Annotated in this window: 19 protein-coding genes and 3 riboswitches; of the genes, 11 read left to right on the forward strand and 8 right to left on the reverse strand. The window is 71.4% G+C overall.

The window, feature by feature from the left end:
* Nucleotides 1-81: 81 nt before the first annotated feature.
* The 4 genes from D7X96_RS32080 to D7X96_RS32095 all read right to left on the reverse strand — a co-directional run bounded on the left by D7X96_RS32080 (nucleotide 82) and on the right by D7X96_RS32095 (nucleotide 3,703).
* Nucleotides 82-642 (reverse strand): MarR family winged helix-turn-helix transcriptional regulator, encoded by a 561-nt coding sequence (locus D7X96_RS32080; RefSeq protein WP_120551464.1) that lies wholly within the window; start codon nucleotides 640-642, stop codon nucleotides 82-84.
* Between the two features lie 234 nt (nucleotides 643-876).
* A complete protein-coding gene (locus D7X96_RS32085) occupies nucleotides 877-1,197 on the reverse strand; it encodes a ComEA family DNA-binding protein (protein ID WP_370450202.1) in 321 nt (106 codons plus the stop codon).
* A gap of 29 nt (nucleotides 1,198-1,226) precedes the next feature.
* Nucleotides 1,227-1,472, reverse strand: coding sequence for a hypothetical protein (locus D7X96_RS32090; protein WP_120551462.1), 246 nt, complete (start codon nucleotides 1,470-1,472; stop codon nucleotides 1,227-1,229).
* Nucleotides 1,473-1,849: 377 nt separating this feature from the next.
* Entirely contained in the window at nucleotides 1,850-3,703 is a 1,854-nt protein-coding gene (locus D7X96_RS32095; RefSeq protein WP_121771467.1) for a GmrSD restriction endonuclease domain-containing protein, read from the reverse strand.
* A 164-nt stretch (nucleotides 3,704-3,867) separates the two neighbouring features.
* Nucleotides 3,868-4,103: riboswitch (cobalamin riboswitch) on the forward strand.
* Nucleotides 4,104-4,152: 49 nt separating this feature from the next.
* Between D7X96_RS32095 and D7X96_RS32100 the strand changes: the two genes are divergently transcribed.
* The 10 genes from D7X96_RS32100 to D7X96_RS32145 all read left to right on the forward strand — a co-directional run bounded on the left by D7X96_RS32100 (nucleotide 4,153) and on the right by D7X96_RS32145 (nucleotide 20,114).
* On the forward strand, nucleotides 4,153-6,123 hold the full coding sequence (locus D7X96_RS32100) for a TonB-dependent receptor plug domain-containing protein (protein ID WP_121771468.1): 1,971 nt from the start codon (nucleotides 4,153-4,155) through the stop codon (nucleotides 6,121-6,123).
* Nucleotides 6,104-7,711 (forward strand): MXAN_6577-like cysteine-rich protein, encoded by a 1,608-nt coding sequence (locus D7X96_RS32105; protein ID WP_121771469.1) that lies wholly within the window; start codon nucleotides 6,104-6,106, stop codon nucleotides 7,709-7,711. Before D7X96_RS32100 ends, D7X96_RS32105 begins: the two co-directional genes overlap by 20 nt.
* A 32-nt stretch (nucleotides 7,712-7,743) precedes the next feature.
* A riboswitch (cobalamin riboswitch) is annotated at nucleotides 7,744-7,967 on the forward strand.
* A gap of 153 nt (nucleotides 7,968-8,120) precedes the next feature.
* Nucleotides 8,121-9,488 (forward strand): hypothetical protein, encoded by a 1,368-nt coding sequence (locus D7X96_RS32110; protein ID WP_121723986.1) that lies wholly within the window; start codon nucleotides 8,121-8,123, stop codon nucleotides 9,486-9,488.
* A gap of 8 nt (nucleotides 9,489-9,496) precedes the next feature.
* The gene (locus D7X96_RS32115; RefSeq protein WP_121723989.1) at nucleotides 9,497-10,174 is read left to right on the forward strand and encodes a cell surface protein; all 678 of its coding nucleotides are present in this window, start codon (nucleotides 9,497-9,499) and stop codon (nucleotides 10,172-10,174) included.
* Between the two features lie 144 nt (nucleotides 10,175-10,318).
* Nucleotides 10,319-10,651: a DUF4177 domain-containing protein gene (locus D7X96_RS32120; RefSeq protein WP_120551457.1), complete on the forward strand. Its 333-nt coding sequence runs from the start codon at nucleotides 10,319-10,321 to the stop codon at nucleotides 10,649-10,651.
* A gap of 125 nt (nucleotides 10,652-10,776) precedes the next feature.
* On the forward strand, nucleotides 10,777-12,078 hold the full coding sequence (locus D7X96_RS32125; RefSeq protein WP_121723985.1) for a hypothetical protein: 1,302 nt from the start codon (nucleotides 10,777-10,779) through the stop codon (nucleotides 12,076-12,078).
* Between the two features lie 58 nt (nucleotides 12,079-12,136).
* Nucleotides 12,137-12,296: riboswitch (cobalamin riboswitch) on the forward strand.
* Between the two features lie 170 nt (nucleotides 12,297-12,466).
* On the forward strand, nucleotides 12,467-13,771 hold the full coding sequence (locus D7X96_RS32130; RefSeq protein WP_121771470.1) for a hypothetical protein: 1,305 nt from the start codon (nucleotides 12,467-12,469) through the stop codon (nucleotides 13,769-13,771).
* Nucleotides 13,768-14,544 carry a cell surface protein gene (locus tag D7X96_RS32135; protein ID WP_120551454.1) on the forward strand — a complete coding sequence of 259 codons (777 nt, stop codon included), beginning with the start codon at nucleotides 13,768-13,770 and terminating at the stop codon, nucleotides 14,542-14,544. Before D7X96_RS32130 ends, D7X96_RS32135 begins: the two co-directional genes overlap by 4 nt.
* Before the next feature lie 262 nt (nucleotides 14,545-14,806).
* On the forward strand, nucleotides 14,807-16,501 hold the full coding sequence (locus D7X96_RS32140; protein WP_120551453.1) for an adenylate/guanylate cyclase domain-containing protein: 1,695 nt from the start codon (nucleotides 14,807-14,809) through the stop codon (nucleotides 16,499-16,501).
* A gap of 85 nt (nucleotides 16,502-16,586) precedes the next feature.
* Nucleotides 16,587-20,114 (forward strand): serine/threonine protein kinase, encoded by a 3,528-nt coding sequence (locus D7X96_RS32145; protein ID WP_121771471.1) that lies wholly within the window; start codon nucleotides 16,587-16,589, stop codon nucleotides 20,112-20,114.
* Nucleotides 20,115-20,142: 28 nt separating this feature from the next.
* Here D7X96_RS32145 and D7X96_RS32150 read toward each other — a convergent pair whose 3' ends face one another.
* Nucleotides 20,143-20,628 (reverse strand): hypothetical protein, encoded by a 486-nt coding sequence (locus D7X96_RS32150; RefSeq protein WP_121771472.1) that lies wholly within the window; start codon nucleotides 20,626-20,628, stop codon nucleotides 20,143-20,145.
* A gap of 211 nt (nucleotides 20,629-20,839) precedes the next feature.
* Here D7X96_RS32150 and D7X96_RS32155 point away from each other — a divergent pair, with 211 nt between their 5' ends.
* A complete protein-coding gene (locus tag D7X96_RS32155; protein ID WP_121771473.1) occupies nucleotides 20,840-23,080 on the forward strand; it encodes a fused MFS transporter/spermidine synthase family protein in 2,241 nt (746 codons plus the stop codon).
* Between the two features lie 7 nt (nucleotides 23,081-23,087).
* Here D7X96_RS32155 and D7X96_RS32160 read toward each other — a convergent pair whose 3' ends face one another.
* From D7X96_RS32160 to D7X96_RS32170, 3 genes are all read right to left on the reverse strand, one after another.
* A complete protein-coding gene (locus D7X96_RS32160; RefSeq protein WP_121771474.1) occupies nucleotides 23,088-23,858 on the reverse strand; it encodes a YoaK family protein in 771 nt (256 codons plus the stop codon).
* A 120-nt stretch (nucleotides 23,859-23,978) separates the two neighbouring features.
* Complete coding sequence (locus D7X96_RS32165; RefSeq protein WP_120551448.1) at nucleotides 23,979-24,329, reverse strand: histidine triad nucleotide-binding protein; 351 nt, start codon at nucleotides 24,327-24,329, stop codon at nucleotides 23,979-23,981.
* A gap of 62 nt (nucleotides 24,330-24,391) precedes the next feature.
* Nucleotides 24,392-25,607, reverse strand: a 1,216-nt coding sequence (locus tag D7X96_RS32170) for a glycosyltransferase family protein (protein ID WP_121771475.1), incomplete at its 5' end; no start/stop codon positions are given.

The raw sequence follows: 25,607 nt of genomic DNA on the forward strand, positions 1-25,607 counted from the left end.
GCCGAAGGCTGAAGCGAAGCGCGCTCCCCTGCCCTCCCCGCCCGGTGGGGACGGTGGGAGGGCAGGGGAGCGCGCTTCGCTTCAGCCTTCGGCGGGAGGGGTGGTGCGGGAGGCCGCCGGAGCGTCCTCCAGGGGCGCGGAGAGGCCGCCCAGCTCCTCGGCGAGCGCCTTGAGCACTTCCTGGGTGAAGACGATGCGGTCGCGGGGCAGGCGGGCGAGCACGCGCTGCACGGCGGACTCGACGGTGCCCTCGGACGGGATGTCCAGCGCGCGGCCGGAGTCCGTGAGCGCGAAGAGCGCCTTGCGGCCGTCGAGCGGATCCGACTTGCGCTCCAGCAGGCCGCGCTTCTCCAGGCGCTTGAGCACGCCGGTGAGCGTGCTGGGGTGCACGTGGAGGATGTTGGCGAGCGTGCCGGCGGTGATGCCCGGGAAGCGGCCCACGAGCCGGATGACCAGCCGCTGCGGGCCGGTGAGCCCCAGCGTGGACTCCATCCGCTTGGACGTGGACTGCAGGCCATGGTCCACGGCCCACAGGAGGCGCATGAACTCCAGCACCTCACCCAGCTGCTGCGACTGCTGCGAACCCCGGGACCTGCTGCCGTCCGGGCCGGGTATCGACTCCGGGGCTTGTGTGTCCTTCATGGGCGCATCCTCCCTCACCTACGGCCTCCCTGTCTTTCGGTGTTCCAAAGATAGATGGCCGTGTCCTAGCGCGTCGGCCTGGGCGTTCCAGCAAAATCCGGAAGGGGTGCCCGCGGGAGGACGGGGCCGCCCGGCTGGAGGCCTTGGGGCCAGTGGAAGGCCGCCTTCCCCGGGCATGCCGGAGCCCGGGAATGGCGGCCCTCCTGAGCCTGACTCAACCGAGGGTTGTATTTGTCATGGGTTCGTGACGCTTGCCTCCCTTCCCGGCGGCGGGGGGGCGGGGACCTGCTCCTTCTTGAGGGTCGTGGGGCCGGTGAGGGCCAGGTGGGCCCTCAGCTTGAGGAACTTCTTCTTTCCGAAGCCCTTGACCCGGACCAGCTCCTCGACGCGACCGAAGGGCCGCTTCTTGCGGTGCTCGAGGATGCGCTGCGCCGCCTTCTCACCGACACCCGGCAGCAGGTCCAGCTCCGCCGCCGTGGCTTCATTCAGGTTGACCACCCCCACGTATTGCATGCGGGGGCTGGCGGCATCCGCGCGCCAGGGCCCCATCAGCATGCAGCCCAACACCCACGCCCAGGCCCACTTCACGAGTGGCCCCCCACGCCCGCGTCCAGCGAGGGCTCACCGCCCCCGAAGCGGCTGCCGGCCGCCGAGTCGCGCTTCTCCGCGGCCTCGCGCACGTGCAGCTTCCCGTCCAGGGGCAGCACGTCCAGGAGGACGTTGAGCGAACCGTCCTTGTTGACGAACGCGCTGCCCGCGCGCACCCAGATGCTCCCGCCCTTGCCCTCGCGGATGGAGAACACCGCCAACCGCTTCCCCGCCATCAGCATCGACACGCTTCCCCCTTCAGACTTCCTCCCGCGCCACCACGGCCCGGGCACCTCGCTGGCTCGACCGCCTGAGGTCGCGTCGGGGCATGAGCAGTCCGCGTGCCAGCGGCGTGCTCCTCTGAAGTGGATTCAGCGCACCGTGCGGAGGTGCGCGCGGCGTCCACGCGCGGAGATGGGCGCGGATGCTCCAGCGCGTGTCTTGTGCGGTGAGAGAAGCAGCAGGTTAAAGGGGCAGAGAGGGCGTATTCCCGCCGATGCCTGGCAAGGGCGTCCCAGGCATGCACTCCATCCGAAAGCCCTGGTCCGTAGCGGGGGCCCCCTGTTCAGGGGGACGGGCGCATGCCGAAGACCTTGGGGCTGCCGCCCCGCTGCGCCACTCAGGCCGCAGCTTCACCATCCTCCTCATCGTCGGCATCGCCATCGTCTGCGGTCACGGGCGACGCCTCGCTAGAAGCCTTACCCATCGCCCGTTCCACGAGCCCGAGGAGCGCCGCCTTGCGGGCGGCATAGAACGGCTCGAATGAGTCCGCCCGAAGGAGGGCGGGATCGACGGCGTGGCTCTTCAAGATGTCGTCCATCGCGGCATCCTTGATCTGCACCTGGGCATGGTCCTGAATCTGCTTCAGGTACAGCGACGGCGCCTTTCCGCCGATCATCCGATTCGCCTTGTACGAGATGGCCGTCTTGTTGACGATTGCATTGAAGACGTGCGGAGAAATGCCTCTGTCCAAGCACCACTTCTTCGGAAAGATGTGATGGATGTCGAGCTTGGCGTCATCGAGGTCAAGGTCGACCATGCGAGCCTTCCAGAAGAAGTCGCAGGCGCCCTCACGCTGAATCAGCACATATAGACCTCGGTAGGCCGCGCTCGTGCGTGAGCGGAGGGTATCGAGGCGATTCGGGTTGAAGCCTGCGGCCTGGACAGTCGCTGGCTCCGGTTCCGAGGAACTCGCGATCCATGCCATGAGTTGCTGGACGTCGAGAGCGATACGCGTCTCCACCGCGCCGCCGTACAGTTCACCGAAGACGCCGCACCAGAACCACCGCGCGAGCTTCGTTCGGATTTGGGGCTCAAGCCATCGTTCACCGAGGCGAGCCAGAACCGCTGCCAGAGGCGTAAGCTGTGTTCGGTACGGCAGGAACTTCGGATGGTGAAAACCTTCGCTCCGCAGGAAGCGCTCGGCCTCTTCGAACCCCTGGGTCAGTGGCTCGGCCCATTTCTGATAGGCCGCGAGCGGCATCTCAAGGATGTGCTCACGCTTGGCGGTGACGCTGGCTGCATCCTTGCCCGAGCGTCCTGCTGCCAAATCCTGCGCGCGACGCTCGGACGAGTAGAGGAGCGACACGCCCTGCAAGAAGTCCGTCGGTTGCAGGTCTCGCAGAAGGCGCCGCTTGCTCAGGCGAGCCTGTCGGCCACCAGGATTGCCCCGGGCTCCAAACCAATCGTCGCGGAGATTGAATCCATCGGCGGCCCAGGTGGCCGTGACGAGCTCGAAGACAGAAAGCGGAACGCCCCCTGTGTTCACCTTCTCGAACACCAAGCAGACTGCCTCCTTCGAGGTCTCCTTCTTCAGCTTGATGACTGGCAGCATGTAGCTGCGGAACGGCTCGACGACCTGTCGCCGGAACTTCATGAACCGGGCGAGCTTGTCGGGGGCCTTCTCTGAGAGAAGCTGCTCCCAATCGTCCGAGTTCACGATCTGGCTGCACGGGAAGTGGAATGCCTCGATTTCCTTCTCTCGCGTGCTGAGGTCGAGTTCAATCTTGCGACCGAAGTCGCTGCGCAGCGTGCGCTCCTCGTCGACTGCGACAATGGCGTCCGCGAGCGCCTCCGCTCCCTGGAGCGCCCTCTCGATGTCGAAATAGTAGTGAAGATGAAGTTCGCGCTTCTTCGCGTCGCGTGTCGAGACGGGCTTGCCGAACTTCAGCACTTGGGTCAACGACGTCAGGCGCTGCTGACCGTCCAGGATGAGTTCCTCGGCGAGGCCCATGGAGTTGGGGGGCAGCTCGACACCTTCAACCGGGCGCACCTGGAAGCGCGTTTCTCCTCCGGTCTCGAGCAACATCACCGCGCCGATCGGAAACGAGCGCGCGATGCTGACAAGCAATGACCGGATGTGCTCGTCGTCCCAGACCCACCCGCGTTGGAAGTCGGGCAGCTGCAGCTTGCCCGTGACCACCTTGGAAAGAAGTTCGGTGAGTTGAGTCTTGGTTGAATCGAACGTGGACATTGGCCCCCCGGCGGAGAATGAGCCCACTGCGAGTGTTTGAGAATATCCTAGAGCGAGAGAGGACGGCGGTGCGCGGAGTCTGGTGGCCGAGATTGTCGCAGCACTGCTGCGACAATTGGGGGAGGTACACGGGGCGCGCCTTGACGGGCCTGGGGTGACCTCCTAGAACGGCCCGGCCCTTGGGTGCCCATGCCGGGCCTTCAAGAGGGAAGCCGGTGCGAGTCCGGCGCGGTCCCGCCACTGTGAACGGGTTGCCCTGAGGTCCAGGGCTGGAAGCCTCGGCTGTCACCACTTTCGCCTCGGGCGAAGGGAAGGTGGAGGGTTCCTTCCAGAAGGGCGCAACGTGCGCCCACGTCTGGAGTCCGTCAGCCAGGAGACCTGCCCAGGGGTGCGGCAGCGGTGCTGCCGTCAGGCCTTCTCTCTTCGACGGAGGGAGCGGAAGGCGGAGCATGCGACGCTCGCTTCCCGCCCAGGCCTTCTTCGGCTGGGTGATCAGCTTCCAGGCACAGGCCCAGACCGGGCAGGAAACGCCTCTGCCCGAGTTCGTCCTCCCCACCGTGGAGGTCATCGGCAAGGAAGTCCCCGAAGCCCCCGTCGACTCCGCCCGGCGCCGTGACCCCACCGGCGCCATCACCGTCATCGACGCTCGCGAACGCGCTGGCGAGGCCCGCGATACCGCGGAGCTGCTGGGCGGATCCGCGAGCCTCGTCGTGCAGGACTCCGGCGGCTATGGCCAGAGCAAGAGCCTGGTCGTTCGCGGCGCGTCGTCCAATGGCGTGCTCGTGTTCGTGGATGGCATCCCGCTCAATGGCGCGGGCGGCGTCGCGGACCTGTCGCTCATCCCCGTCGCGCTGCTGGAGCGCATGGAGATCCTTCGCGGCGCGGCCGGTGCCCGCTACGGCGCGGGCGGCCTGGGCGGCGCGGTCAACCTCGTCACCCGCGCGCCTTCGTCACGGCTGCTCTCCAGCGGTGAGGTCACCTACGGCAGCTTCGACACCGTGATGGCCCACGTCGCCGCGTCGGGCTCGGTGCTCGATGGGCAGGCGCTGGTGCTGCTGCACGGTGGCCGTTCCCAGGGCGACTTCAGCTACCGCGTGGACGAGCTGCCCGCGCTGGATGACAACCCGCTCACGCAGGAGGTGCGCACGCGCAATGACGCTCGCGGCGGCGGCACGCTCCTGAAGTACCGCCATGGCCTGGACGGTGGCGGACGCGTGGACGTGCTCGCGGAGCTGTCGCTGGAGGACCGCGCGCTCGCGGGCACCGTGCAGAACCCCACCGTGTCCCGCCGTCAGGACCAGACGCGTCTGTCGCTGGGCGCGCGCTGGGCCCGGCCCTTCGGCGACACGGGCGAGGGCAGTGCTCGCGGCTTCTTCCGCCGCGACTGGCTGGACGTCACCGGTGGCTCCACCGGCGTGGACTCCGGCGCGCAGCGCTACACCGTGGGCGGGGTGGAGCTGGAAGGCCGCGCGGTGCTGGGGCCCAACGCGCTCGCCGTCACGCTCACCGGCTCGTCGGAGTCCGTCACGCAGGCCTTGGGCGGTCAGGCCGCGTCGTGGTGGCGCGCGAGCGTCATGGCCATGGACGAGCTGTCCCTGTTCTCCGAGCGCCTGAAGCTCGTGCCCTCGCTGCGCGTGGAGCGCGTGGGGCACTACTCGCTCCTGTCTCCCAAGCTGGGCGCGAGCGTGGACCTGGGCCGTGGCTTCGGCGTGCGCGCCAACGCGGGCCAGTCCCACCGCGCGCCGTCGTTCCTGGAGCTCTACATCCGTCAGGGCCTGCTGCTACCCAACCCGGAGCTCAAGCCCGAGCGCGCCCTCTCCGTGGACGCCGCCGCCCTCTGGCGCGACGACGTCTGGAGCGTCACCGCGGGCGGCTTCGCGGCGGTGTACGAGAACCTCATCGCCTACGAGCTGTATCCGCCGAACCTGGCCAAGCCCTACAACTTCGCCGCCGCTCGCGTGTGGGGCGCGGAGGTGGAGCTGGAGGCGCGGCCTCTCGCGTGGCTCACCGCCACCAGCAGCTATGCGTGGACCCGCACGCAGAACCGCTACGGCGACCCTCGCTACTTCGGCAAGGAGCTGCCGTACCGGCCTCGCCACAAGTGGGTGGGCCGGCTGCGCGTGGGGCCGGACTGGCTCAATGGCCGCACCGAGGTCCTCATCCAGTCCTCGCAGTTGATCAACCGCGTGGGCGAAGCGCGCCTGTCCCTGCCTTCGCGCACCTGGGTGAACGTGGGGGCCTCCAGCACGTTCCTGCACCGGCCGGACCTCACCGTGTCGTTCGACGTGAAGAACCTGCTCGATGCGCGGACCGCCGACTTCACCGGCATGCCGCTGCCCGGCCGCGCCGTCTACGTGACGCTCGCCGTGGCGCTCGACCCTTCTGCTTCCGAGGACTCCCATGTCGCGTCCCCTCCCTGATGCGCGGCTCGCGCTGCTGCTGTCGGCCCTGTCGGCGGCGCTGCTCACCGGCTGCCCGGAGGAGAAGGTCCTGTGCACCTCCGGCCTGGACGTCTGCGGCGCCGAGTGCGTGGATCTCCAAGGCGACCCTTCGAACTGCGGCGCGTGTGGCACCGCTTGCGGCTCGGGAGAGACGTGTCAGGCGGGCGTGTGTGGCTGCCAGCCGGGCACGGAGGTTTGTGGTGACGCGTGCGTCGCGCTCGCGAGCGACCCGCTGAACTGTGGTGCTTGCGGCGCCGCGTGCCCCTCCGGACAGGTCTGCGAGTCCGGCTCGTGCCGCGAGGGCTGCTCCGCCGGTGCCGAGCGGTGCGGGGACAGCTGCGTCGTGCTCGCGAATGATCCGCTCAACTGCGGTGCTTGCGGCGCGGTGTGTCCGGACGTGCAGTCGTGCCACTCGGGCCGGTGCATGTATGACGTGGTGACGGCCTGCTACACCAACGGGCAGCTCGTCGGCATCCAGGCGGGGACGGACCGGATGGGGCCCCGGCGGCAGTTCGGCTCGGGCGTGCAGGCGCTGGCGGCCTGGGATGGCGTGGTGCTGGTGGCGGACGCGGCGCGCTCGGTGCTGTCGCAGGCTCCGGCGGGGGCGCTGGGGACGGTGGCGGAGGAGGACTCGCTGGGCGCGGTGGCGGCTTCGCCCAATGACATCCTCGTGGACCCTCCGTATGTGTATGTCCTCGACTCGGTGAACAACACGCTCCAGGTGCTCAAGCGGGAGGGCGCTTCACAGGGTGGGGGATTGGGATTGCGCACGGTGGGGCAGGTGAACCTGGGCGCGAACACCAGCCCGCAGGCCATCGCGAAGCGCGGCGATACGTTCTACATCCCGCTCTTCGGCACGGCCGGCTCGGACTTCAAGCAGGGCAACGCGGTGGCTCGCGTCAGCGTGAGCGACCCGGAGAAGCCCCGGCTCGTGGACACCGTTCCGCTCACCGGCCTGGACCTCAAGTCCTTCGACGGTGGGACGACGATGGCGCTTCCGTACGCGGCGGTGGCCGTGGACGCGGGCGTCTACGTGGCGCTCACCAACCTGAACCCCGCGAATGACTACCTGCCCAACGGGCCCGGGATGCTCGCGCGCATCGACCCGGCGGATGGCGGGGTGCACGCCATCGACCTGGGAGCGAAGGACTGTCTCAACGCGGGCGACGTGCGGGCCGTGGGCGACCAGCTGGTGGTGAGCTGCCTGGGCGAAGCGGTGTTCGACACCGCGAGCGGCTACCGCGCCAAGGCCGTGCGGGCCACGGGGCTGGTGCTGGTGAAGGATGACAAGCCCGTGGCGTCGTATGCGCTGTCTCCGGGCTGCACCGGCGGGCCGGAGAACGGCTGCGACCTCGCGGTGGGCGGACGGCTCGCGGTGGTGGGCAATGCCGTGTACGTCACGGACGTGAACGCGGGCCGCGTGTTCGTGGTGGAGGTGCGCGACGGCCAGTTCGTCGAGCGGCGCGGCAACTCCACTCCGCAAGCGAAGGGGCCCGCGTTGGATGCGTGTCCGGTGGACTCCCGGCGCGGCATCTCCAATGCCATCGACATCGTCGCGGTGCCTTGAAGCGTCGCATTGACAAGCCCTGCCGTCCGCCATACTCCAGCGCGCGTCGTTGGTACGCCGCACCCGCACGGTGTGGCGTTTAAAGGGAACCCGGTGTGAGTCCGGGACTGCCCCGCAGCGGTGAGCAGGAACGAACGCCGTCCTCGCAAGCACTGGCTCTGGAATGGGCTGGGAAGCGACGGCCAGTAGGTGGGTGACCCGATGAGGGCCACCCGCGCCTGTGAGTCCGAAGACCTGCCACGACCCATGCCTCCGGGCATGGCCAGACCGGAGCCTCCGAGGGGAGGTGACGGAGGTCTTCCGCTCGCGCGGCGTGTCGTGTCCTGACGTGTCCCTCGTTCGCGGTCCGCTCTCCGTCCACGCCCCTTGGATTCACCTCGCCCGTGGGGGCGATGCAAGGGAGTCGCGGATGAAGACCGAGCGGATGATGACGGGACGGGGTCTCAAGAGCTTCGCGTGGGGACTGACGGCCCTCGTGATGGCGCTGACCAGCACGGGTTGCGGCGATGAGTGCGTGGATGCCTTCGACTGCCGCGACCAGGGCGCTCCCCCCGAGGGACAGCGTTATGCCTGCGTCGAGAACAAGTGCGAGCTGACGACCGTCCCCGTGCCGGATGCGGGCGCGGAGACCGACGCGGGAACGAGCACCGACGCGGGAACGACGACCGATGCGGGCACCAGTACCGACGCGGGGACGACGACCGACGCAGGCACCAGTACGGACGCGGGCACGGATGCCGGAACGGAGCCCGATGCGGGCTCGAATGATCCGTGCGACACCGCTGCCTACGATCCGAAGCTGGGCACGCTCCAGCTCCAGACGGGTTTCGTGGCCGGTGAGGCCGCGACGCTGCCCTCGGAAGCGGGCCCGGTGGGCGTGACGCCGGGTCCCACGTACTCGCTCTACACGGTGGTGTCGAAGGACTCCGTCGGCCCGCATGCGCTGTACTCGCTGGGCACGTGGCCTCAGGTTGCACTGGGCACGACGCCGCTGTTCGACGTGGCGGCTCCGTCGGACCGGGGCCCCTCCGCTTCGCTCTTCCTCAGCCCCTTCCTGGAGACGGATGGCCAGCGCGTCCTCACCGGCTACACGAAGTCCGGCGGCGGTTTCCCGGGCTCCGTGGGCGTGTATGACAGCGCCGCTCCGTCCTCTCCGGCCTACGTCTCCGCTCCGAGCAACTTCTCCGCGGGCGTCGTGCCGGGCGCGTTCCTCATCAACGGCGGCGGGCTCGATACCGTGTCCGCGGGCCTGGCCGTCTACGCACTGAAGACGGACGTCACGCCGTACACCTCGCTGAAGGTGGGCACGCTCCCGCCGGAGACCGGTGGCAGCGGCTTCACCGCCGTGTCCACCAACGGCGTCGCGATGCTCGGCTACTTCTCCGATGACACCTTCCTCAACGAGGGCCGCGCGGTCGCCCCGGCGGTCATCGCGCAGGCGCTCTCGTCCGGTACGCCGTTCGCCGTGGCGGATGCGCCCGCGCTGGACGTGGGCTCCAACTTCGTCGCGGCCTCGGGCCACGGCGATGGCGTGTCCGTGCTCCGCGGTGATTACGTCCCGCCCGCCTACAACTTCGCCGGCACGGACGTCTCGCGCTTCGCCTTCACCGTGACGAACGCCGGCGCGACCGTGTCCGTCGGTGCCCGTCAGCCCGTCCTCGTGTACGCGGACCAGTGCACGCGCGTGACCGGGCTGACCGCCATCGGCGCGGACCTGCTCGTCGGCGTGGATGACAAGAACGGCGCGCGCCTGGTCCGCATCCAGCAGGCTCAGTGAGCACGCCCATGAAGACGACCCTTCTTCCGAAGTCGTGCGCGTTGGGCTTCACCGCGCTCCTCACCGTGGCTTGCGGCGGCGAGGACTGGCAGGACTCCCTCCAGGCCTGGTCTCTGGTGGGTGATCCGTTCGCGGACCGCATCGTGTCCTTCACTCCTGGCGCGGCCGCCGGGTTTGGTCAGAGCCAGCTGCCGGGCATCGTGCTGGGTGCGCCGCAAGGCGATGGCGCGAGCTCGGGCTCGCTGGACGTGCTGTCGCTCGGGCGCAATGGCGTCATCGTGCTGGAGTTCACGGACATCGCCGTCACGGATGGGCCGGGCGTGGACCTGCTCGTCTTCGAGAACGCGTTCCTCAAGCCCACCGGCAAGCCGTTCGCGGAGACGGGCGTGGTGGCCGTCAGCGACGACGGCGTCACCTGGCACGAGTTCCCGTGCGCGTCCTCCGACGTGGCGAACAACTACCCGGGCTGCGCGGGCGTCACGCCCGTGTACTCGAATCCCTCCAATGGCATCCCGGCCACCAACCCGGCCGTGGCGGGCGGGGACGGCTTCGACCTGGCGAGCGTGGGCCTCACCCGCGCCCGCTTCGTGCGGATCCGCGATTCGGGCGCCAACGGCTACGCGGGCACCAGCGGCGGTTTCGACCTGGATGCCGTCGCCGTCGTGAACGGCGTGCAGCTGCCGTAGTCGCGCCGCGAGCACCGGGGCCGTTCTCCAGCGGACGGTCCCGGCGGCTTCGTGCGCTCATACCGCGCGTCCGGGCCGCGCGAGGCTTCCGGGGTGGGGGTGGCGGCATTACATGCCCGCTGTCCCTCCCCCGGATGTGCTTCCATGAATCGTCGTCTCGCCTCACTTGTCGTGTTGCCAGGTGTCCTGCTTGGCGCGGCCGCCATCTCCCTCATGCCCTCGGCGGCCTGGGCCCAGACGTCCCGCACGCGCGCCGCGCCGCAGAAGGAAGCGCCGCCGCCGCCCGCGCCTCCGCCGGCAACGGCGTACGAGTACACCTTCGTCAAGCGCGAGGGCCCGGACGAGGACCTCGCGGAGCTCCAGCGTCTGGGCGCGGAGGGCTGGCGCGTGGTGTCCACCGTCGTCGTGGACGGCAGCACGCGGCGCTACGTGCTGATGCGCGACCGCCGCGCGGAACCCACGCCACGCGCGCCCTGAGCCGGGTCGCCGGCGTCCCTTCCGCGAGTGAATTGGCTTGCGGTGACTCCGCGTGTCTGTCTCTTCCTCGCCGCCACCGATACCCGTGCGCCATCAAGGCCCACGGGCAAGGAGCGAGGACACGGATGCGCAGCAACACGATGTGGATGGGCACGCTGCTGGCGGTGATGCTGGGGAGCGCGGGCTGCGGCGAGGAGTGTGTGGACTCCTTCGACTGTCGTGACAAGGGAGCGGCCTCCGAGGGTCAGGCCTGGGCCTGCGTCGAGGAGAAGTGCACCCAGGTCGCCATCAACAACAACACCGGTGGCGACGCGGGTACGCAGACCGACGCGGGCACCAGCACCGACGCAGGGACCGAAGCGGACGCGGGCACGGAGACCGACGCGGGGACCGAGCCGGAGCCGAACCCCGACCCGTGCGAGAGCGCCACGTATGACCCGAAGCTGGGCACCCTCCAGCTCCAGACGGGCTACGTGGCGGACGAGTCCGCGCCGGTGTCTGGCCTGGCCAACTCGGGCCACATCGTCGTCACGCCCGGCCCCACGTATTCGCTCTACGCGGTGGTTGGGGGCTCGGTGCAGTCCTCCGAGGCGCCGGTGGTGTACTCGCTGGGGACCTGGCCCCAGGTGGAGCTGGGGGCTGCGCCGCTGTTCGACGTGCTCGCTCCCGAGGACCGGGGCACGACCCCGGGGTGGATCGCCAGCGCCCTCGTGACGGATGGGCAGCACCTGCTTACCGGCTACATGCGGCCCAGCGGCGGGATTGCTCCGGCAGCCGGAGCCGTGGGGATCCACGACCTCGCCGCGGCGGAGGCCTCCACCTATCTCCCCGCGCCCAACATCCTGTACGCGGGCGCCGCCCCCGGCCTGTTCCTCACCGTCAGCGATGGCCTGGGCACCGTGTCCGAGGGGCGGAGCGTCTACGCGCTCAAGACCGGCGCCGCTCCGTTCACCGCCTTCAAGGTCGGCACGTTCCCCGAGAACAACAACGGCGGTGGCGCCATCAGCGTCTCCAGCAACGGCGTCGCGATGCTCAGCTACCTTGCCCCGTCGGACAATCGCTACCACGGCCACGCGGTGGCACCGGCCGTGATGGAACAGGCGCTCGACACGGGGACGCCATTCGCCGTGGCGGATGCCCCCGAGGCGTTCAGCTTCCTGGGCCCTGTCTCCGCGATGGGCGACGGCGTCGCGGTGCTGCGCGGCGGCGACACCCCGCCCGACTTCGCCTTCACGGATGTTGCCCGCTTCGCCTTCACGGTGACGAACGCGGGCGCGACCGTCACGGTGGGAGCCCCCGAGCCTGTCCTCGTCTTCCCGAACCAGTGCACCTTTGTTTCGACGATGATCCCCATGGGTTCGGACCTGCTCGTGAAGGTGCAGGACAAGAACGGCGCGCGGCTCGTCCGCATCCGTGACGCGCGGTAAGCGTCCTCCGGGCGCCGCGGTGAACCCGCGGCGCATTGACTTTGCCTCGGGGGCGCCATAGTCCCGCCCCGTCATCGATGCTCTCCCGCCATGGGGCGTGGGGGCTTCCAGGGAACCCGGTGCGAATCCGGGACTGCCCCGCAGCGGTGAGCAGGAGCGGCGTTCGCACGAACCCCGCTCCCGCGAGTCCGAAGACCTGGCGACGACCCGGTGTCCCTCCCTTCGGAGGGCCCGGCGACAGACCGGAACCTCCGCGGGGAGCTGACGGCGAAGACAGGCCTCCCGGGTGCGACACGCGCCCGGCGGTCCAGCGTCTTCCGTCCGCCCAGCCTCCCGCCAGGGGCATGCCTTCCGCATTTCGTGCGGGAAGGCCAGGAGCGAGGACGCGATGCGGACCGACATGAAGCGGATGGGCACGAAGGGCCAGCGAGCGGCGCTGATGGGCGCGCTGCTGGCGGTGGTGCTGGGCGGCACCGGCTGCGGCGATGAGTGCGTGGACGTCTTCGACTGCCGCGACAAGGGCGTGGCCCCGGAGGGCCAGGCCTGGGCCTGCGTCGAGGAGAAGTGCACCCAGGTCACCGTCGACATCGAAGGGAACGACGCGGGCACCGACGCCGGCACGCAGACCGACGCGGGCACCGGGACGGACGCGGGCACCGATGGTGGCACGGGGACCGACGGCGGCACGGTCGCCTGCGCGACGCTGCCTCGCGAGCAGGTGCTGGGCACGCTCGAGCTCCAGGCGGGCTTCACCGTCGCGGAGTCCGCGGCCCTGTCCACGGAGGTGCTCGCGGTGGTGTCTACGCCCGGCCCCACGTACTCGCTCTTCGCGCTGCGCCAGACGGCCACGGGCCGTGACGTCTTCGCGCTGGGCACCTGGCCGGACGTGACGCTGGGGGACACGGCCATCGACACGGTCCTCGCGCCCGCGGATCGCGCTGACCCGACCAAGGCCTTCCCGTCCTACTTCCTGGCTCATGACGGCACGCGCCTGCTCGCGGGCTACACGAAGAGCGGCTTCCCCGCGCCGGGCACCGTCGCGGTGATGGATCCGTCCAAGCGCGAAGCGACGACGTATCTCGACGCCCCGTCCAACTACACCGCCGTGGGCACCACGGACGCGTTCTTCATCAACGGCGGCGGCCTGGACACGGTGTCGGGCGACCTGGGCGTCTACGCGCTGGTGACCTCCGCCAAGCCCTACTCCGCCGCGAAGGTGGTGGACTTCCCGGCGCAGGTGGGCGCCAGCGGCTTCTCCGCCATCGCGGAGAACGGCATCGCGGTGTTCGGCTACGCGGCGGTGGACACCTACGTGAACGTGGCCCATGCCGTATCCAGCACGAAGCTGGCGGAGGCGCTGTCCTCGCGCACGCCGGTGGTGCTCGTGAACGAGCCGAAGGTGGACGTGGGCTCGGACTTCAACGCCGCCGCGGGCTTCGGCAACGGCGTGGCGGTGGCGCGCGGCGCCTACGGCGCCACCGGCTTCGGCGTCACGGACGTGTCGCGCTTCTCGCTCACGCCCGGCCTGGGCGGCGGGCAGCCCATCAGCGTGGGCACGCGCGCGGCGGTGCTCAACGCCACGGACGCGTGCACGAACGTGGACCTGCTGTCGTCGCTGGGGGCGGACCTGCTCGTGGGCGTGACGGACGTCAACGGCCGCCGCCTCGTGCGCATCCAGCAGGCGCGGCAGTGAGCCTGCGCCCGCTGCTCGCGCTCGGCGCGCTGCTGACCCTGGGCGCGTGCTCGGGCGACCCAGAACCCGCCCCCATGCCCACGGGCGACATCGTTGATGCCGGCACCCTCGCGGATGCCGGCGTCTCCGATGCCGGGACGGACGTCGACGCGGGGACAGAAGCCGATGCCGGCACTGACGCGGGCTCGCGTCCGGTGGATCCGTTCGCGGACCGGGTGACGGCGTACCAGTTCGGTGACTCGGCCGGCTTCGGGCAGGACCGCCTCCCGGACGTCGTGCTCGGGCCTCCGTTGGGCGCGGGGCAGTTCTCCGGCTCGCTGGACGTGCTGTCGCTGGGGAAGGGCGGGTCCGTCACGCTGGAGTTCACCGACCTGTTCGCGGTGGATGGCCCCGGCGTGGACCTGCTCGTCTTCGAGAACGCGTTCCAGAAGGTGGGCGGAGACATCTTCGCGGAGACGGCCCGGGTGTCCGTCAGCGACGACGGCGTCACCTGGTTCGACTTCCCCTGTGACGCCACCGACAAGGACGGCGGTTACCCGGGCTGCGCCGGAACGCATCCGGTGTTCACGACGCCCGGCAACGGCGTGTCCCCCACCGACCCGACGGTGGCGGGCGGGGACGCCTTCGACCTGGCGGACGTGGGGCTGTCACGCGCGCGCTTCGTGCGCCTCACCGACACGGGGTTCAACAGCTACGGCGGCACGTCCGGCGGCTTCGACCTGGACGCGCTGTCGGTGGTGAACGGGCAGCTCGCGGACGGCGGCATCCCCTGAGCACGCGCGCCCCACCTGCCTCCCGGCGACGCGAAGGCGGGTGGGGTGGGGGGCCCCTGCCACACACTGCGCGTGGGTGACTCCCTCTTCATCCACCGCCCCAGGTGAACTCCGACCCCAGGCTCCCTCGCGCATCCCGAGGGAGCCCCGGGTATGACGCGACGCGGGAGGGCTGCCGGGGCCTCGCCTGGATGCCCGTCTTCCACGGGAAAACGTCTCGGACTCTCGGAAGATTGGGAGGTCGTGTAATGTCTTGCGCCCGATGTGGCAGATCATCATCAACGGCCCCGGCTACTTCGACACGTCGTACGACCTGCCGGAGGGCGTGACCAGCCTCGGCCGTGCGGACGAGAACGACATCGTGCTGGGCGGCGACCTGGTGTCGCGCCGGCACGCGCGCCTCTACGTCGAAGGTGACGTGCTGCGCATCGAGGACCTGGGCAGCCGCAACGGCAGCCGGGTCAACGGCTCGCCCCTGCAGGGCAGCAAGCACCTGAACGCGGGCGACACCGTGACGCTGGGGGAGAACACCCTGGCGGTGCGCCAGCCGCACACGGTGGAGAACGCCGCCACGGAGATGATGGACCTGGGCGCGGGCGGCGTCGTGCGCTTCGGGCACGGTACGGACGTGGGCCCCTCCGTGCTGCTGGCCAAGAACGTCAAGGACGCGGACGTGCTGCGCCTCCTCGACAACGTGGGGCCGCTGCCTTTCGACGACGCGTTCTCCGGTCCTTCGCCCGTGCCCTCGGGCTCCGCCGTGGCCAGCCCTCGCGTGTCCTATGAGACGCTGGTGCTGCTGGTGCACGCCGCGGAGGCGCTGGCCACCGCGCGCACGCTGACCGCGTTCCTGGAGTCCGCCATGGACCGGCTGCTGGAGCGCACGGACGCCACGACGGCGGTGGTGCTGCTCAAGCACGCCACCGGGCCGCTGGTGCCCGCGGCGGTGCGCCACCGGGGGCGGCTGGCCAAGGGTGAAGTGCCCGTGTCGGACGCCATCGTGGACGAGGCCATCCGCCAGGGCCGCGCCATCGCGGTGGGCGACGTGAAGGACGACCGCCGCTTCGCCGGACGCGAGAGCGTCATCATGTACGGCGTGGACCGGGTGCTGTGCATCCCCATTGGCACCGAGCCTCCGTTCGCGGGCGTGCTCTACGTCAACGTGCCCGGCGGCGGCGACACCAGCCTGGAGCTGATGCTGGACGCGTGCACCGCGGTGGCGCACCTGGTGGCCAGCGGCGTGCAGCGCTTCGCCGTGCGCGACGGCTCCAGCACGGACCGGATGCGGCGCAACCTGGAGCGCTACCACTCGCCGGAGGTGGCCGAGCGCCGCTCCGCCGAGGCCCAGCGCACCGGCGGCAAGCTGCCCGGCCTGGAGGAGAAGAACCTCACCGTGCTGCACGCGGAGCTGGCGGACTTCGGCGCCGTCATTGGCCGGCTGGGCGCGGCGCGGGCCACGCAGCTGCTCAACGACTTCCACGCGCGCATGAGCGGCATCGTCTTCTCCTTCGAGGCCACCGTCGAAGGCTTCCTGGGCGAGTCCATGCGCGCGCTCTTCGGCGTGCCCTACGCCAAGGGCGACGACGCGGTCCGCGCGGTGCGGGCGGCGCTGGCCCTGCGCGCGGACTGGGAGCGCGGCATGGCCCGCAGGCCCCAGGACGAGCGCTGCGACCTGAGAATCGCGCTGCACTCCACCAAGGCGCTGGTGGGGATGATCGGCACGGAGGCCCGCACGGAGTACAGCGCCGTGGGAGAGGGCATGGGGGTGGCAGGCTGGCTGGCCTCCACCGCGGCGCCCGGCCAGGTGCTGATGACGGGGAAGCTGCTGGCGGCCACCGGGGCCCGCTTCGACGTCATGCCCCTGGGGGAGCGGGTGGTGCGGCCGCCCCGGGACAAGGTGGCGGTTTTCGAGGTGATTGAAGAGGACATGGGCATGCTGACCAACCCCGGTATCCGGTGAGGCGGCCGGCGCGGCCGGTTGACGGGTTGAAGCGGGGGGCCTGCCCGGGGTTCAATGCGGTTTCCGTGGTGGACCCCCGCACCGCATGAACTCTTCGACCCAGCCCGCCCGATTGCGTCCCTTCCGGCCGCAGCCCTTCGGCCGGTACACGCTCCTGTCGCATCTGGCCACCGGCGGCATGGGGGAGATCTACCTCGCCCGCCTGGAGGGCGCGCAGGGCTTCGAGAAGCTGTGCGTCATCAAGAAGATCCTCCCGCAGTTCGCGGAGGACCAGGACTTCGTCGACCGCTTCGTCGGTGAGGCGCGCACGCTGGTGCGGCTGGGGCACGGCTCCATCGCGCAGGTGCTGGACATGGGCGTGCACGAGGGCGAGGCCTACATGGCCCTCGAGTACGTGGACGGCAAGGACCTGCGCAAGGTGGCCGCGCGCGTGCGCGACCGGCAGACGCCGCTGCCGCTGACCTTCGTGCTGTACGTGATGGGCCGGGTGCTGGACGCGCTGGCGTACGCGCACCGCAAGCGGGACGAGGAAGAGAAGGAGCTGAAGCTCGTCCACCGGGACATCTCGCCGCAGAACATCCTCATCTCCTACGAGGGGGAGGTGAAGGTCATCGACTTCGGCCTGGCCAAGAGCCGGCTGTCGGCGGCGAAGACGAACCCCAGCATCATCCTGGGCAAGTTCCTCTACATGTCGCCCGAGCAGGCCCGGCACCAGCCGGTGGACCGCCGCAGCGACCTGTACGCGGTGGGCCTGTGTCTCTACGAGCTCATCTCCGGCAAGAACCCCTTCGACGCGCTGCCGCCCGGCGAGTTGATGTCCGCCGTGGCGAACCCGAAGGTGGCGCCGCTCAATGAAGTGGAGCCGCTGACGCCGCCGGCGGTGTCACAGCTGGTGGCGAAGGCGCTGGCGGTGGAGCCAACGCAGCGCTTCCAGACGGCGGAGGACTTCCGGGTGCGCCTGCAGGCGTGCCTGATGGAGATCGACACCAGCGCGGGGCCGGAGAGCGTCAGCCGCTTCATGCGCGACCTGTTCTCCGCGGACTACCAGTCCGAGCGGCGCCTGCTGACGTCGCTGCGCGAGGTGTCTCGCGACATGCGCGGCAGCGGCACGTACGAGTCGCTGGCCGCCCCCGCGCCGCGCCCGACGATGCCGGCGGCCCCGCTGCCGCCCAAGACCATCCGCCTGGATGGTCCGGTGGAGCCGCTGTCGTTCCACCCCACGCCCCGCAGCCGCGAGGACGGTGGTGGCGCGCGCGACGACGGTGAGACGCGCCCGGGCGTGGTGGTGGACGAGTCCACCCGTCCCGCCTTCCCGGTGGAGGCGCTGGAGGAGGCGGCGCGCGCGAAGATGCGGCCCAGCCCCGCGTCGTCGGATCCGTCGCCCACGGTGGAGGTCCGCCAGGACGCGATGGAGCGGCCCACCATCCTCGAGGGCCTGCCGGCCATCCGGCTCCCGTCGGATCGCGTTGGGGATGCGGCCGTGCAGGCCCCGCCGTTGGGGGAGCCCACCGCGCCCCGTGCGGACGCGCTGCCGTCCTCCGAGGCGCACGAGCCCACCGCGCCGCGTGCCCCGCCGCTGCCGTACGCGGAGCCGGAGCTGCCCGCGCGCGACGCGCCCCCGGTTCCGGACGTGCCGGTGTCGCGGCCGTCGTTCGCGGACGCGGGGCGGGGGGCTTCGCTGCCCTTCTCGGATTCGGTGGGGCCTCGGGGTGTGCCGCCTCCGCCTCCGCCCATGGCGGCGATTCCCGCCGTGGATGGCCCTGTGCCCTTCGTGCCCGCGGATGCGTCGCGGCCGGTAGCGCCTCCTCCCATGCCATCCTTCGACGGCGGGGCAGGGGAGCTGCCGTTCATGGAGCCGCCGCCTCCGCCGGACGGCCCGTTCCTCGACGAGGAGGAGCTTCCCGAGAGCCCCTATCCGTGGCCGGAGCCCATCTCCGACGGGGCGCGTTCATCGGAGCTGCGCACCGCGGAGCCGCGCATCCCGGAGGGCCAGCGTCCCACCGCCGCGATGCCGTCCCTGGCGTCGTCGCGCCCGGGCGTCACCACGCCGTCGAATGGCAGCCGTCCCGCGCCCGTGTCCGACGCGGTTCGCGCGTCGGAGCCCCTGCCGGCCTTCGAGCCGGTGCGCGCCTCGGAGCCGTCGCGCAACTACGATGCGCCCCGGGCCGCTGAGTCCGCACGTCCCGCGGAGGTCCGCATTCCGGAGGGCCAGCGTCCCACGGCCGCGATGCCCTCCGTGCCGTCCTCGCGCCCTGGCGTGACCACGCCGTCCAATGGCAGCCGCCCGGTACCTGCGTCAGTGCCGCTGCCGTCGCACGCCGCGCCCACCATCCAGGTGGCCTCCATCCAGTCCACCGGCCCGCGCGCCTTCGAGTCCGACGAGGACTCGCACGACCTCGAGTCGCTCGAGTCGGGCCCGGTGCCCCGGCCGACGATGCAGGACACGCGGCCGTCGGAGGACCTGGTCTCGGTGGATCCGCGCGCCCTGGAGCCGGACTCCGACGTGCCGTACATCTCCGCGGATCCGGACGACGCCCCGGCCGCGCGCATCGGCGACGCGGACACGCACCCGCGCATCCCCATGCCGCGCGCCTCACGCCGCGAGGAGCCCCAGGCCCGCGTGATGCTGGACGAGGCCCTGCTGCGGGAGACGTCCTCGTCCACCGGCAAGCGCGAGCCCGACACCGGCCCCACCGCTCCGTCCCGGGGCCGCACGGGCTCCCGGCGCGCCGTGCGCGGTTCGTCTCCGAGCACGCCGCCTCAGCGCCCCAGCACCGCGTCGAGCATGCGCGCCGTCTCCCGTTCCCCCGCGCCCGCGGACCCGGACGAGTCGTCCACCTCGCGCGCGACGCGCGACGATTCGACCCGGCGCAAGGCCATGCCGGTGCGGCCGGAGCCCGCGGCGGCGCCGCGTGCCTCGAAGCGTGAGCCGGCCCCGGTCCGCAAGGCCAGTGCGCTGCGCTCCGCGCTGGTGTTCCTGCTGCTGATGGTCGTGGCGCTTTCCATCGTGGGCGCGGGGCTCTACTTCATCCCCGAGCTGCGCTTGGCCGTGGGCCTGGAACAGTCGCGGACGTCGACGCCCGCGCCGGCCACCCCGGTGCCGCAGATTCCCACGCAGGCCGAGTCCGAGCCCGTCCCGGACACGCCTCCGGCGCAGAACACGGCCACGGCGCCCGCCGCACCGGGGACGCCCCCGCCGCCGTCCGCCGAGCCCGTGCAGGCCGCTCCCGAGACCGCTCCGGATACAGCCCTGGCGCTGGCGCCGGATGACCTGCTCGCACCGGATGTCCCGGCCGCCGCGCCGGGCGCTGGCACTTCCACGGCGAAGAAGCCCGCGGCCGCGCCGGTACGCCCCACCAAGCGCCCCGCCCCGCCCCGCCCCGCGGCGAAGGAGGCTCCCGCCGCCACGGAGCTGGAGGAGGAATGGAGGCAGACGAAGACGCTCTACCAGCGGCTCAAGCGCAACCACGGCTGCGAGCCCATGCAGATGCAGTGCACGCTCTTCGACAAGATGGCGGACGACTTCGCCCAGGGCGGCAGTGAGACGCCGACCCTCAAGCAGGTGAGGGACCTGCACGAGCAGCTGAAGCGCGTGAAGGCCCGTCAGGATTGATGGACGCCCTGCGGGAAGGTCCGGAGACTCAGCGGCGCATGCCCGCGTCCATCTTCCCCGTGCCCGCGTCCATCGCTCCGGTCCCTGCGTCCATCGCGGTGCCCGCGTCCATCATTCCGGTGCCCGCGTCGCGTCCGGAGCCACCGATGCCCTCCGAGGACGGCGCGCCCCGGTAGCTCTCCGCGAGCCCCGTGCCCAGCTCCGCGCTGCCGCCCGTCCGCTGGCCGGAGTTCCGCGAGAGGTCACCCTCCATCGCGTTGGGGGCCGTGCTGCCGCCACCCATGGCGGCCTTGCTGTCGCTGTTGAACGACCGGCCGCCGCCGCCCTCGTTGGCGGGGTGGCCCAGGTCGTTCTGCGCCGTGTCGCCGGCCTGATCATTGGTGGAGCGGTGCTGCATCTGCACCGGGTCCTGGAACCCCCGCGTCTCCTTGGGCGCATCGTTGCCGCAGCCCCAGCCTCCCAGGGCGCCGCCCACCAGCAGTCCCAACCCCACCGCGCGCTTGAAGCCCTTCATGGTTTTCTCCCTCGGGCGCGAGGATGTCCGCGCCTGCCCGTCCCGGAAGTTAGGTCGGCTGTCCCCAGGGGCTACCCACCCCGGCGGAAGCCTGCCTGCCCGCCCGCCGGGCTCCGGAACGTGCCCGTGTTGACAAGACTGTCTCCCTGGCGGGAAACACCCAGAGCGCGGGACCCCTACGCCGTGCGTCTTCCCCCGCCCCCGAGGCCGCATGGTGCGCTACGCCCTCGCCATCTTCACCAGCGCCTTCCTGCTCTTCGGCGTCCAGCCGCTGGCGGGCCGTTACGCGCTGCCGTGGTACGGCGGCACTCCGGCGGTGTGGACCGCGTGCATGCTGTTCTTCCAGGCGGTGCTGCTCGCGGGCTACGCGTACGCGCACGCGGTGGCCTCCCGGCTGCGTCCGCGCGCGCAGGCCTTCGTGCACCTGGGCCTGCTGATGGTGGCGCTGGGGGCGCTCGCGGCGCGGGCTTCGTGGACGGGCTCTCCGCTGGCGCCGGGAGACGGCTGGCGCCCGGTGGACGAGCACCTGCCCGTGCTCCGGCTGATGGGGATGCTGGCCGCCACGCTGGGCCTGCCCTTCTTCGTGCTCAGCACCACCGGCCCGCTGCTCCAGTCGTGGTTCGCCCGCGCGCGGCCGGAGCGCTCGCCGTACGTGCTCTACGCGCTCTCCAACGCGGGCTCGCTGCTGGCGCTGCTGGGCTATCCGTTCCTCGTGGAGCCCTGGGTGGGCCGCGGCGCGCAGGCCTGGGGCTGGGCCGTGGGCTTCGTCGTCTTCGTCCTCTGCGTCCTCGCCTGCGCCAGGGACCTGCTGCGCCGGGCCCCCGCCACGAACGTCCCCGAAGCTCCGCCCGAAGCTCCGCCCGAAGCTCCAACCGACGCCTCCATGGCACCCGCGCGCCCCGGCGTGGGGCGCACGCTGACGTGGCTGGCGCTGAGCACGTGCGCGTCGGTGCTGCTGCTGGCCACGACGAACAAGCTGTCGCAGGACGTGGCGGCGGGCCCCTTCCTGTGGGTGATGCCGCTGGCGGTGTACCTGGTCACCTTCATCCTGGCCTTCTCCCGCGAGTCCTTCTACGCGCGCACGCCGTACTCGGTGGGGCTCATCGCCTCCGTGGTGCTGGTGACGTACGCGCACAAGGAGGGCCCCGCGCTGGGCCTGGGCTGGCAGGTGCTCTTCCACGCGTCCGCGCTCTTCACGGGCGCCATGGTGTGCCACGGCGAGCTGTACCTGCGCCGCCCGGCCCCGCGCTACCTGAGCGCGTTCTACCTCTGGGTGTCCGTGGGCGGCGTGCTGGGCGGCGTGTTCGTCAACCTGGTCGCGCCCGCGCTCTTCAACACCTACTGGGAGCACCCGCTGGCGCTGGCCGCGTGCTGCGCGGTCGCCTTCGTGGGGCTGATGCGGGGGCCGAAAGAGGAGACGCCAACGGCGCGCACGCAGCGCCTGTTGCGCGGGGCGATGCTGGTGGGCGTGGCGGTGCACCTGCCGGTGCTCGTGGCCACGGACCTGGAGCGCGTGCGCTTCGCCGCGCGCAACTTCTTCGGCGTGGTGCGTGTGCTGGAGCTGTCCCCGGAGGACCCCAAGCAGCACCAGTACGCCCTGCGCCACGGCGCCATCACCCACGGCTGGCAGTACATCCGCCCGGAGCGCCGGAACATCCCCACGGCGTACTACACGAAGGACACCGGCCTGGGGCTCGCGCTCGCCGAGCAGCGCCGCTGGCGCCAGGCGCTGGGGCTGCCCACCCACCTGCGCGTGGGCATGCTGGGGCTGGGCGTGGGCAACAGCGCCACGCTCATGGCCGCCGGCGACGACGTGCGCTTCTATGAAATCAACCCCGTCATCATCGACCTGGCGCGGGGCAAGGGCGGCTTCTTCAGCACGCTGAAGGACACGCCCGCGCACGTGGAGGTCGTGGAAGGCGACGCGCGCATCTCCCTGGAGCAGGAGCTGGAGCACGGCTCCAACCAGTTCGACGTGCTGGCGCTGGACGTCTTCAGCTCGGATGCCATCCCGGTGCACCTGCTGACGCAGGAGGCGGTGGCGCTCTATCTCCGGCACCTGGCGCCGCACGGCGTGCTGGCGCTGCACATCAGCAACCAGCACCTGGACCTGGTGCCCATCAGCCTGGCGCACGCGCGCGCCCACGGCCTGACCGCGGCGCTCGTCGCGCTGGACAGCGAGGGCGACGCGGTCTCCAGCGCGTGGATGCTGCTCAGCCCGGACAAGGAGTTCTTCGGCAGCTCCACCTTCCACGCGGGCCGGGCGCGCGTGCGCCGGCTGGTGCTGCGCGGTGAGCCGGAGTACGTCTGGACGGACGAGCGCAGCAGCGTGCTCCAGGCCCTGCGCCCCCGCGCCCAGGGCCGCGCCGGGGCCGACCCGAACGTCACGGACGCGCCCCCGGAAGCCCCGTCGCTGCCTGTGCAGCCCCGCGTCGAGCCCTCGGCGCCCTGACACGCGGTCAGTGGCCCGGCGCGGCGGGGGAGGGCGCGGGCTTGACGGTCAGCCGCACGTCCAGCGCGGCCAGCACGCCCAGCACCGCGCACGGCAGCACCAGCGTCACGGCGCCGTGGCGCAGGAACAGCACCGGCCCCAGCGCGGAGCCCGCGAGGAACGCCAGCGCCAGGCCCAGGTGCAGCCGGGTGCGCTCGAACTGCACGGCGGAGGGCAGATCCTTCACGCGGCGCCACAGCCCCGTCGCGCCTTCGCCGCGCAGCCCGTCGCGCACCCACGCCAGCATCTGCACCAGCTGGATGCCGATGTCCGTGAGCAGCCCCGTCACGTGCGTGGTGCGCACCACCGCGCCGGACACCCGCGTGACGAGCGCGTTCTGCAGCCCCATGGCGAAGGCGAGGCCCCAGAGCAGCACCGGCGCGCGCGTGCCCGGCATGGACGCCATGCCCACGCCCACGCCGCCCAGCACCAGCGTCTCCAGCAGCAGCGCGGCCACGTGCCGGCCCCGCGTGCGGTGCCGCGAGGCATCCAGCAGGCCCGTGGCGCAGAAGGCCCCGGCGACGAACAACCCCATCAGCTGCGCGGGCAGCCGCGCCGCGTCCCAGCGGCCCTGGGCCAGGGACTCGCCCAGCGTGGCCATGTTTCCGGACATGTGGGACGCATGCGCGCCCAGCGCCACGAACCCCATGGCGTTGACCGCGCCGGCCACGAAGGCCAGCAGCACGGCGAGGCGGGAGTAGGCACGGCGGGATTGTGGCGACGACTGGGCACTGAACATGACGGGCGGGCCCGCCCGGGAGGAGGGGCGGGCCACGCGTCCCGGAACGCTAACACCCGGCGCCCCCGCGCGCGTGGCATGCGCAGCGGGGCGGACGGCGGGAAGCGGCTCGGATGCCGGCTAGCCCGGCGGCCAGTGCAGGGTGCGGCCCGCGAGCAGGTGCAGGTGGATGTGGAACACCGTCTGGCCCGCGTCGCGCTGGGTGTTCATCACCACGCGGTAGCCCGTGTCCGCGAAGCCCCGCTCGCGCGCGACCTTCGCCGCGCCCATGTAGAGGCTGCCCACCAGCTCCCGGTCCTCCACCGTGATGTCGTTCACCGTGGCGATGTGCTTGCGCGGGATGAACAGCACGTGGGTGGGGGCCTGGGGGTTGATGTCCTCGAAGGCCAGGCAGTTCTCGTCCTGGTAGACGATCTTCGCCGGGATGAGGCCATCGCGAATCTTGCAGAAGAGGCAGTCGGATTCGGGCATGGCCGTGGCTTACCAACCCGCCGGTGGGGCCGGAAGGGCCTTTCAGGCTCGAATTGTCCCGCTCAGGGCAGTCGCCATGAATAGCCGGGGTCCGGTGCGCAGTCCGCCACCGGCAGTTTCACCAGCGCAAGCGCGCCGTCCCGGGCCACCAGCGTGCCCGCGCCCTCGAAGCCCGCCGGGGTGATGACGTGGCTGAACCGGCGGGAGTCCCGGCCGGGGCCGGTGTGGGGATACAGCGGCACCTTCCGGTGGAAGTAGCTGTAGCCCCCCGTCCACGCCAGGTGCACCGCCTCCACCTTGAGGCCGCACACGTCGTCGCGCCGGCCCGCCGCCTCCAGCAGCCGGTTGACGGGGCCCTGGTCGTCCCAGGCGCTGTCCTTGGGGCGCACGCGTTCGTACTGGCCCACGTCTCCGAAGGTGAGCGCCCCCGCGTCCGCGCCGGACACCAGCGCCCCCGCCACCACCGCCAGCGTGGCGGTGGCCCGCGCCGGAGTGCCGCGCAGCACCCGAAGGACGGAGTCCAGCCCCACGCCCGCGAGCGCCGCGAACAGGGGCAGCACCGGCACCAGGAAGCGCAGCTCCTTGTGCGGCTGCAGCGCGTGCAGGACGAAGAAGGCCACGGCCAGCAGGGACAGCCCCCACGCCCGGGGCACCGCCAGCACGGCGAGCGCCAGGGTGACGACGGTCAGCACCGGCATCGCCGTGCGCAGGATGCGCGGGTAGTAGCCGAAGGGCTCCGTGCCCCACTGGGCCGCCTTGCCCTGCACCACGTTGAAGTCCAGGTAGACGATGGCCGAGTGGAACCACCGGCCCCAGGTGAGCTTGTCCAACAGGCCGAAGGCCAGCGCCCACCCGGACAGCACCGCCAGCGCCACGCCCGCCTGCCGCCACTGGCGCCGGCACAGGAGCACCGCCAGCAGGCCCACGCAGAAGACGCCGTTCTGCAGCCGCAGCAGCACCGCCAGCCCCAGCAGGGACGCCCCGGCCACCAGGGCCCGCCGGGACGCCGCCTTCGGCAGGGCCAGGGACAGGCCCAGCACCACCGGCAGCACGGAGGCGTTCTCGCTCATGGCCCGGGGGGCGAAGTACAGGGGCACCGACGCCAGGGCGAACAGGGCGGCCCCGCCGGAGGCCGCCAGGGTGGAGGCCCCGGACGCGCGCGACAGCCGCCACGTGGCCCACGCCGTCGCCGCGCCCACCAGGGCGAAGAAGCCCTTCACCAGCCCCAGGTAGCCGGCCGGGTCCGTCAGCCCCACCAGCCGCCCCAGCCCCAGCACC

The organism is Corallococcus interemptor, assembly GCF_003668875.1.
Classification (GTDB): Bacteria; Myxococcota; Myxococcia; order Myxococcales; family Myxococcaceae; genus Corallococcus; species Corallococcus interemptor.

Coding starts and splice junctions, on each gene's coding strand:
- D7X96_RS32085 (WP_370450202.1), bottom strand. CDS start 1,197: ATGCTGATGGGGCCCTGGCGCGCGGATGCCGCCAGCCCCCGCATGCAA.
- D7X96_RS32130 (WP_121771470.1), top strand. CDS start 12,467: ATGCGGACCGACATGAAGCGGATGGGCACGAAGGGCCAGCGAGCGGCG.
- D7X96_RS32165 (WP_120551448.1), bottom strand. CDS start 24,329: ATGCCCGAATCCGACTGCCTCTTCTGCAAGATTCGCGATGGCCTCATC.
- D7X96_RS32110 (WP_121723986.1), top strand. CDS start 8,121: ATGAAGACCGAGCGGATGATGACGGGACGGGGTCTCAAGAGCTTCGCG.
- D7X96_RS32125 (WP_121723985.1), top strand. CDS start 10,777: ATGCGCAGCAACACGATGTGGATGGGCACGCTGCTGGCGGTGATGCTG.
- D7X96_RS32090 (WP_120551462.1), bottom strand. CDS start 1,472: ATGCTGATGGCGGGGAAGCGGTTGGCGGTGTTCTCCATCCGCGAGGGC.
- D7X96_RS32150 (WP_121771472.1), bottom strand. CDS start 20,628: ATGAAGGGCTTCAAGCGCGCGGTGGGGTTGGGACTGCTGGTGGGCGGC.
- D7X96_RS32140 (WP_120551453.1), top strand. CDS start 14,807: ATGTGGCAGATCATCATCAACGGCCCCGGCTACTTCGACACGTCGTAC.
- D7X96_RS32120 (WP_120551457.1), top strand. CDS start 10,319: ATGAATCGTCGTCTCGCCTCACTTGTCGTGTTGCCAGGTGTCCTGCTT.
- D7X96_RS32100 (WP_121771468.1), top strand. CDS start 4,153: ATGCGACGCTCGCTTCCCGCCCAGGCCTTCTTCGGCTGGGTGATCAGC.
- D7X96_RS32155 (WP_121771473.1), top strand. CDS start 20,840: ATGGTGCGCTACGCCCTCGCCATCTTCACCAGCGCCTTCCTGCTCTTC.
- D7X96_RS32145 (WP_121771471.1), top strand. CDS start 16,587: ATGAACTCTTCGACCCAGCCCGCCCGATTGCGTCCCTTCCGGCCGCAG.
- D7X96_RS32080 (WP_120551464.1), bottom strand. CDS start 642: ATGAAGGACACACAAGCCCCGGAGTCGATACCCGGCCCGGACGGCAGC.
- D7X96_RS32105 (WP_121771469.1), top strand. CDS start 6,104: ATGTCGCGTCCCCTCCCTGATGCGCGGCTCGCGCTGCTGCTGTCGGCC.
- D7X96_RS32095 (WP_121771467.1), bottom strand. CDS start 3,703: ATGTCCACGTTCGATTCAACCAAGACTCAACTCACCGAACTTCTTTCC.
- D7X96_RS32160 (WP_121771474.1), bottom strand. CDS start 23,858: ATGTTCAGTGCCCAGTCGTCGCCACAATCCCGCCGTGCCTACTCCCGC.
- D7X96_RS32115 (WP_121723989.1), top strand. CDS start 9,497: ATGAAGACGACCCTTCTTCCGAAGTCGTGCGCGTTGGGCTTCACCGCG.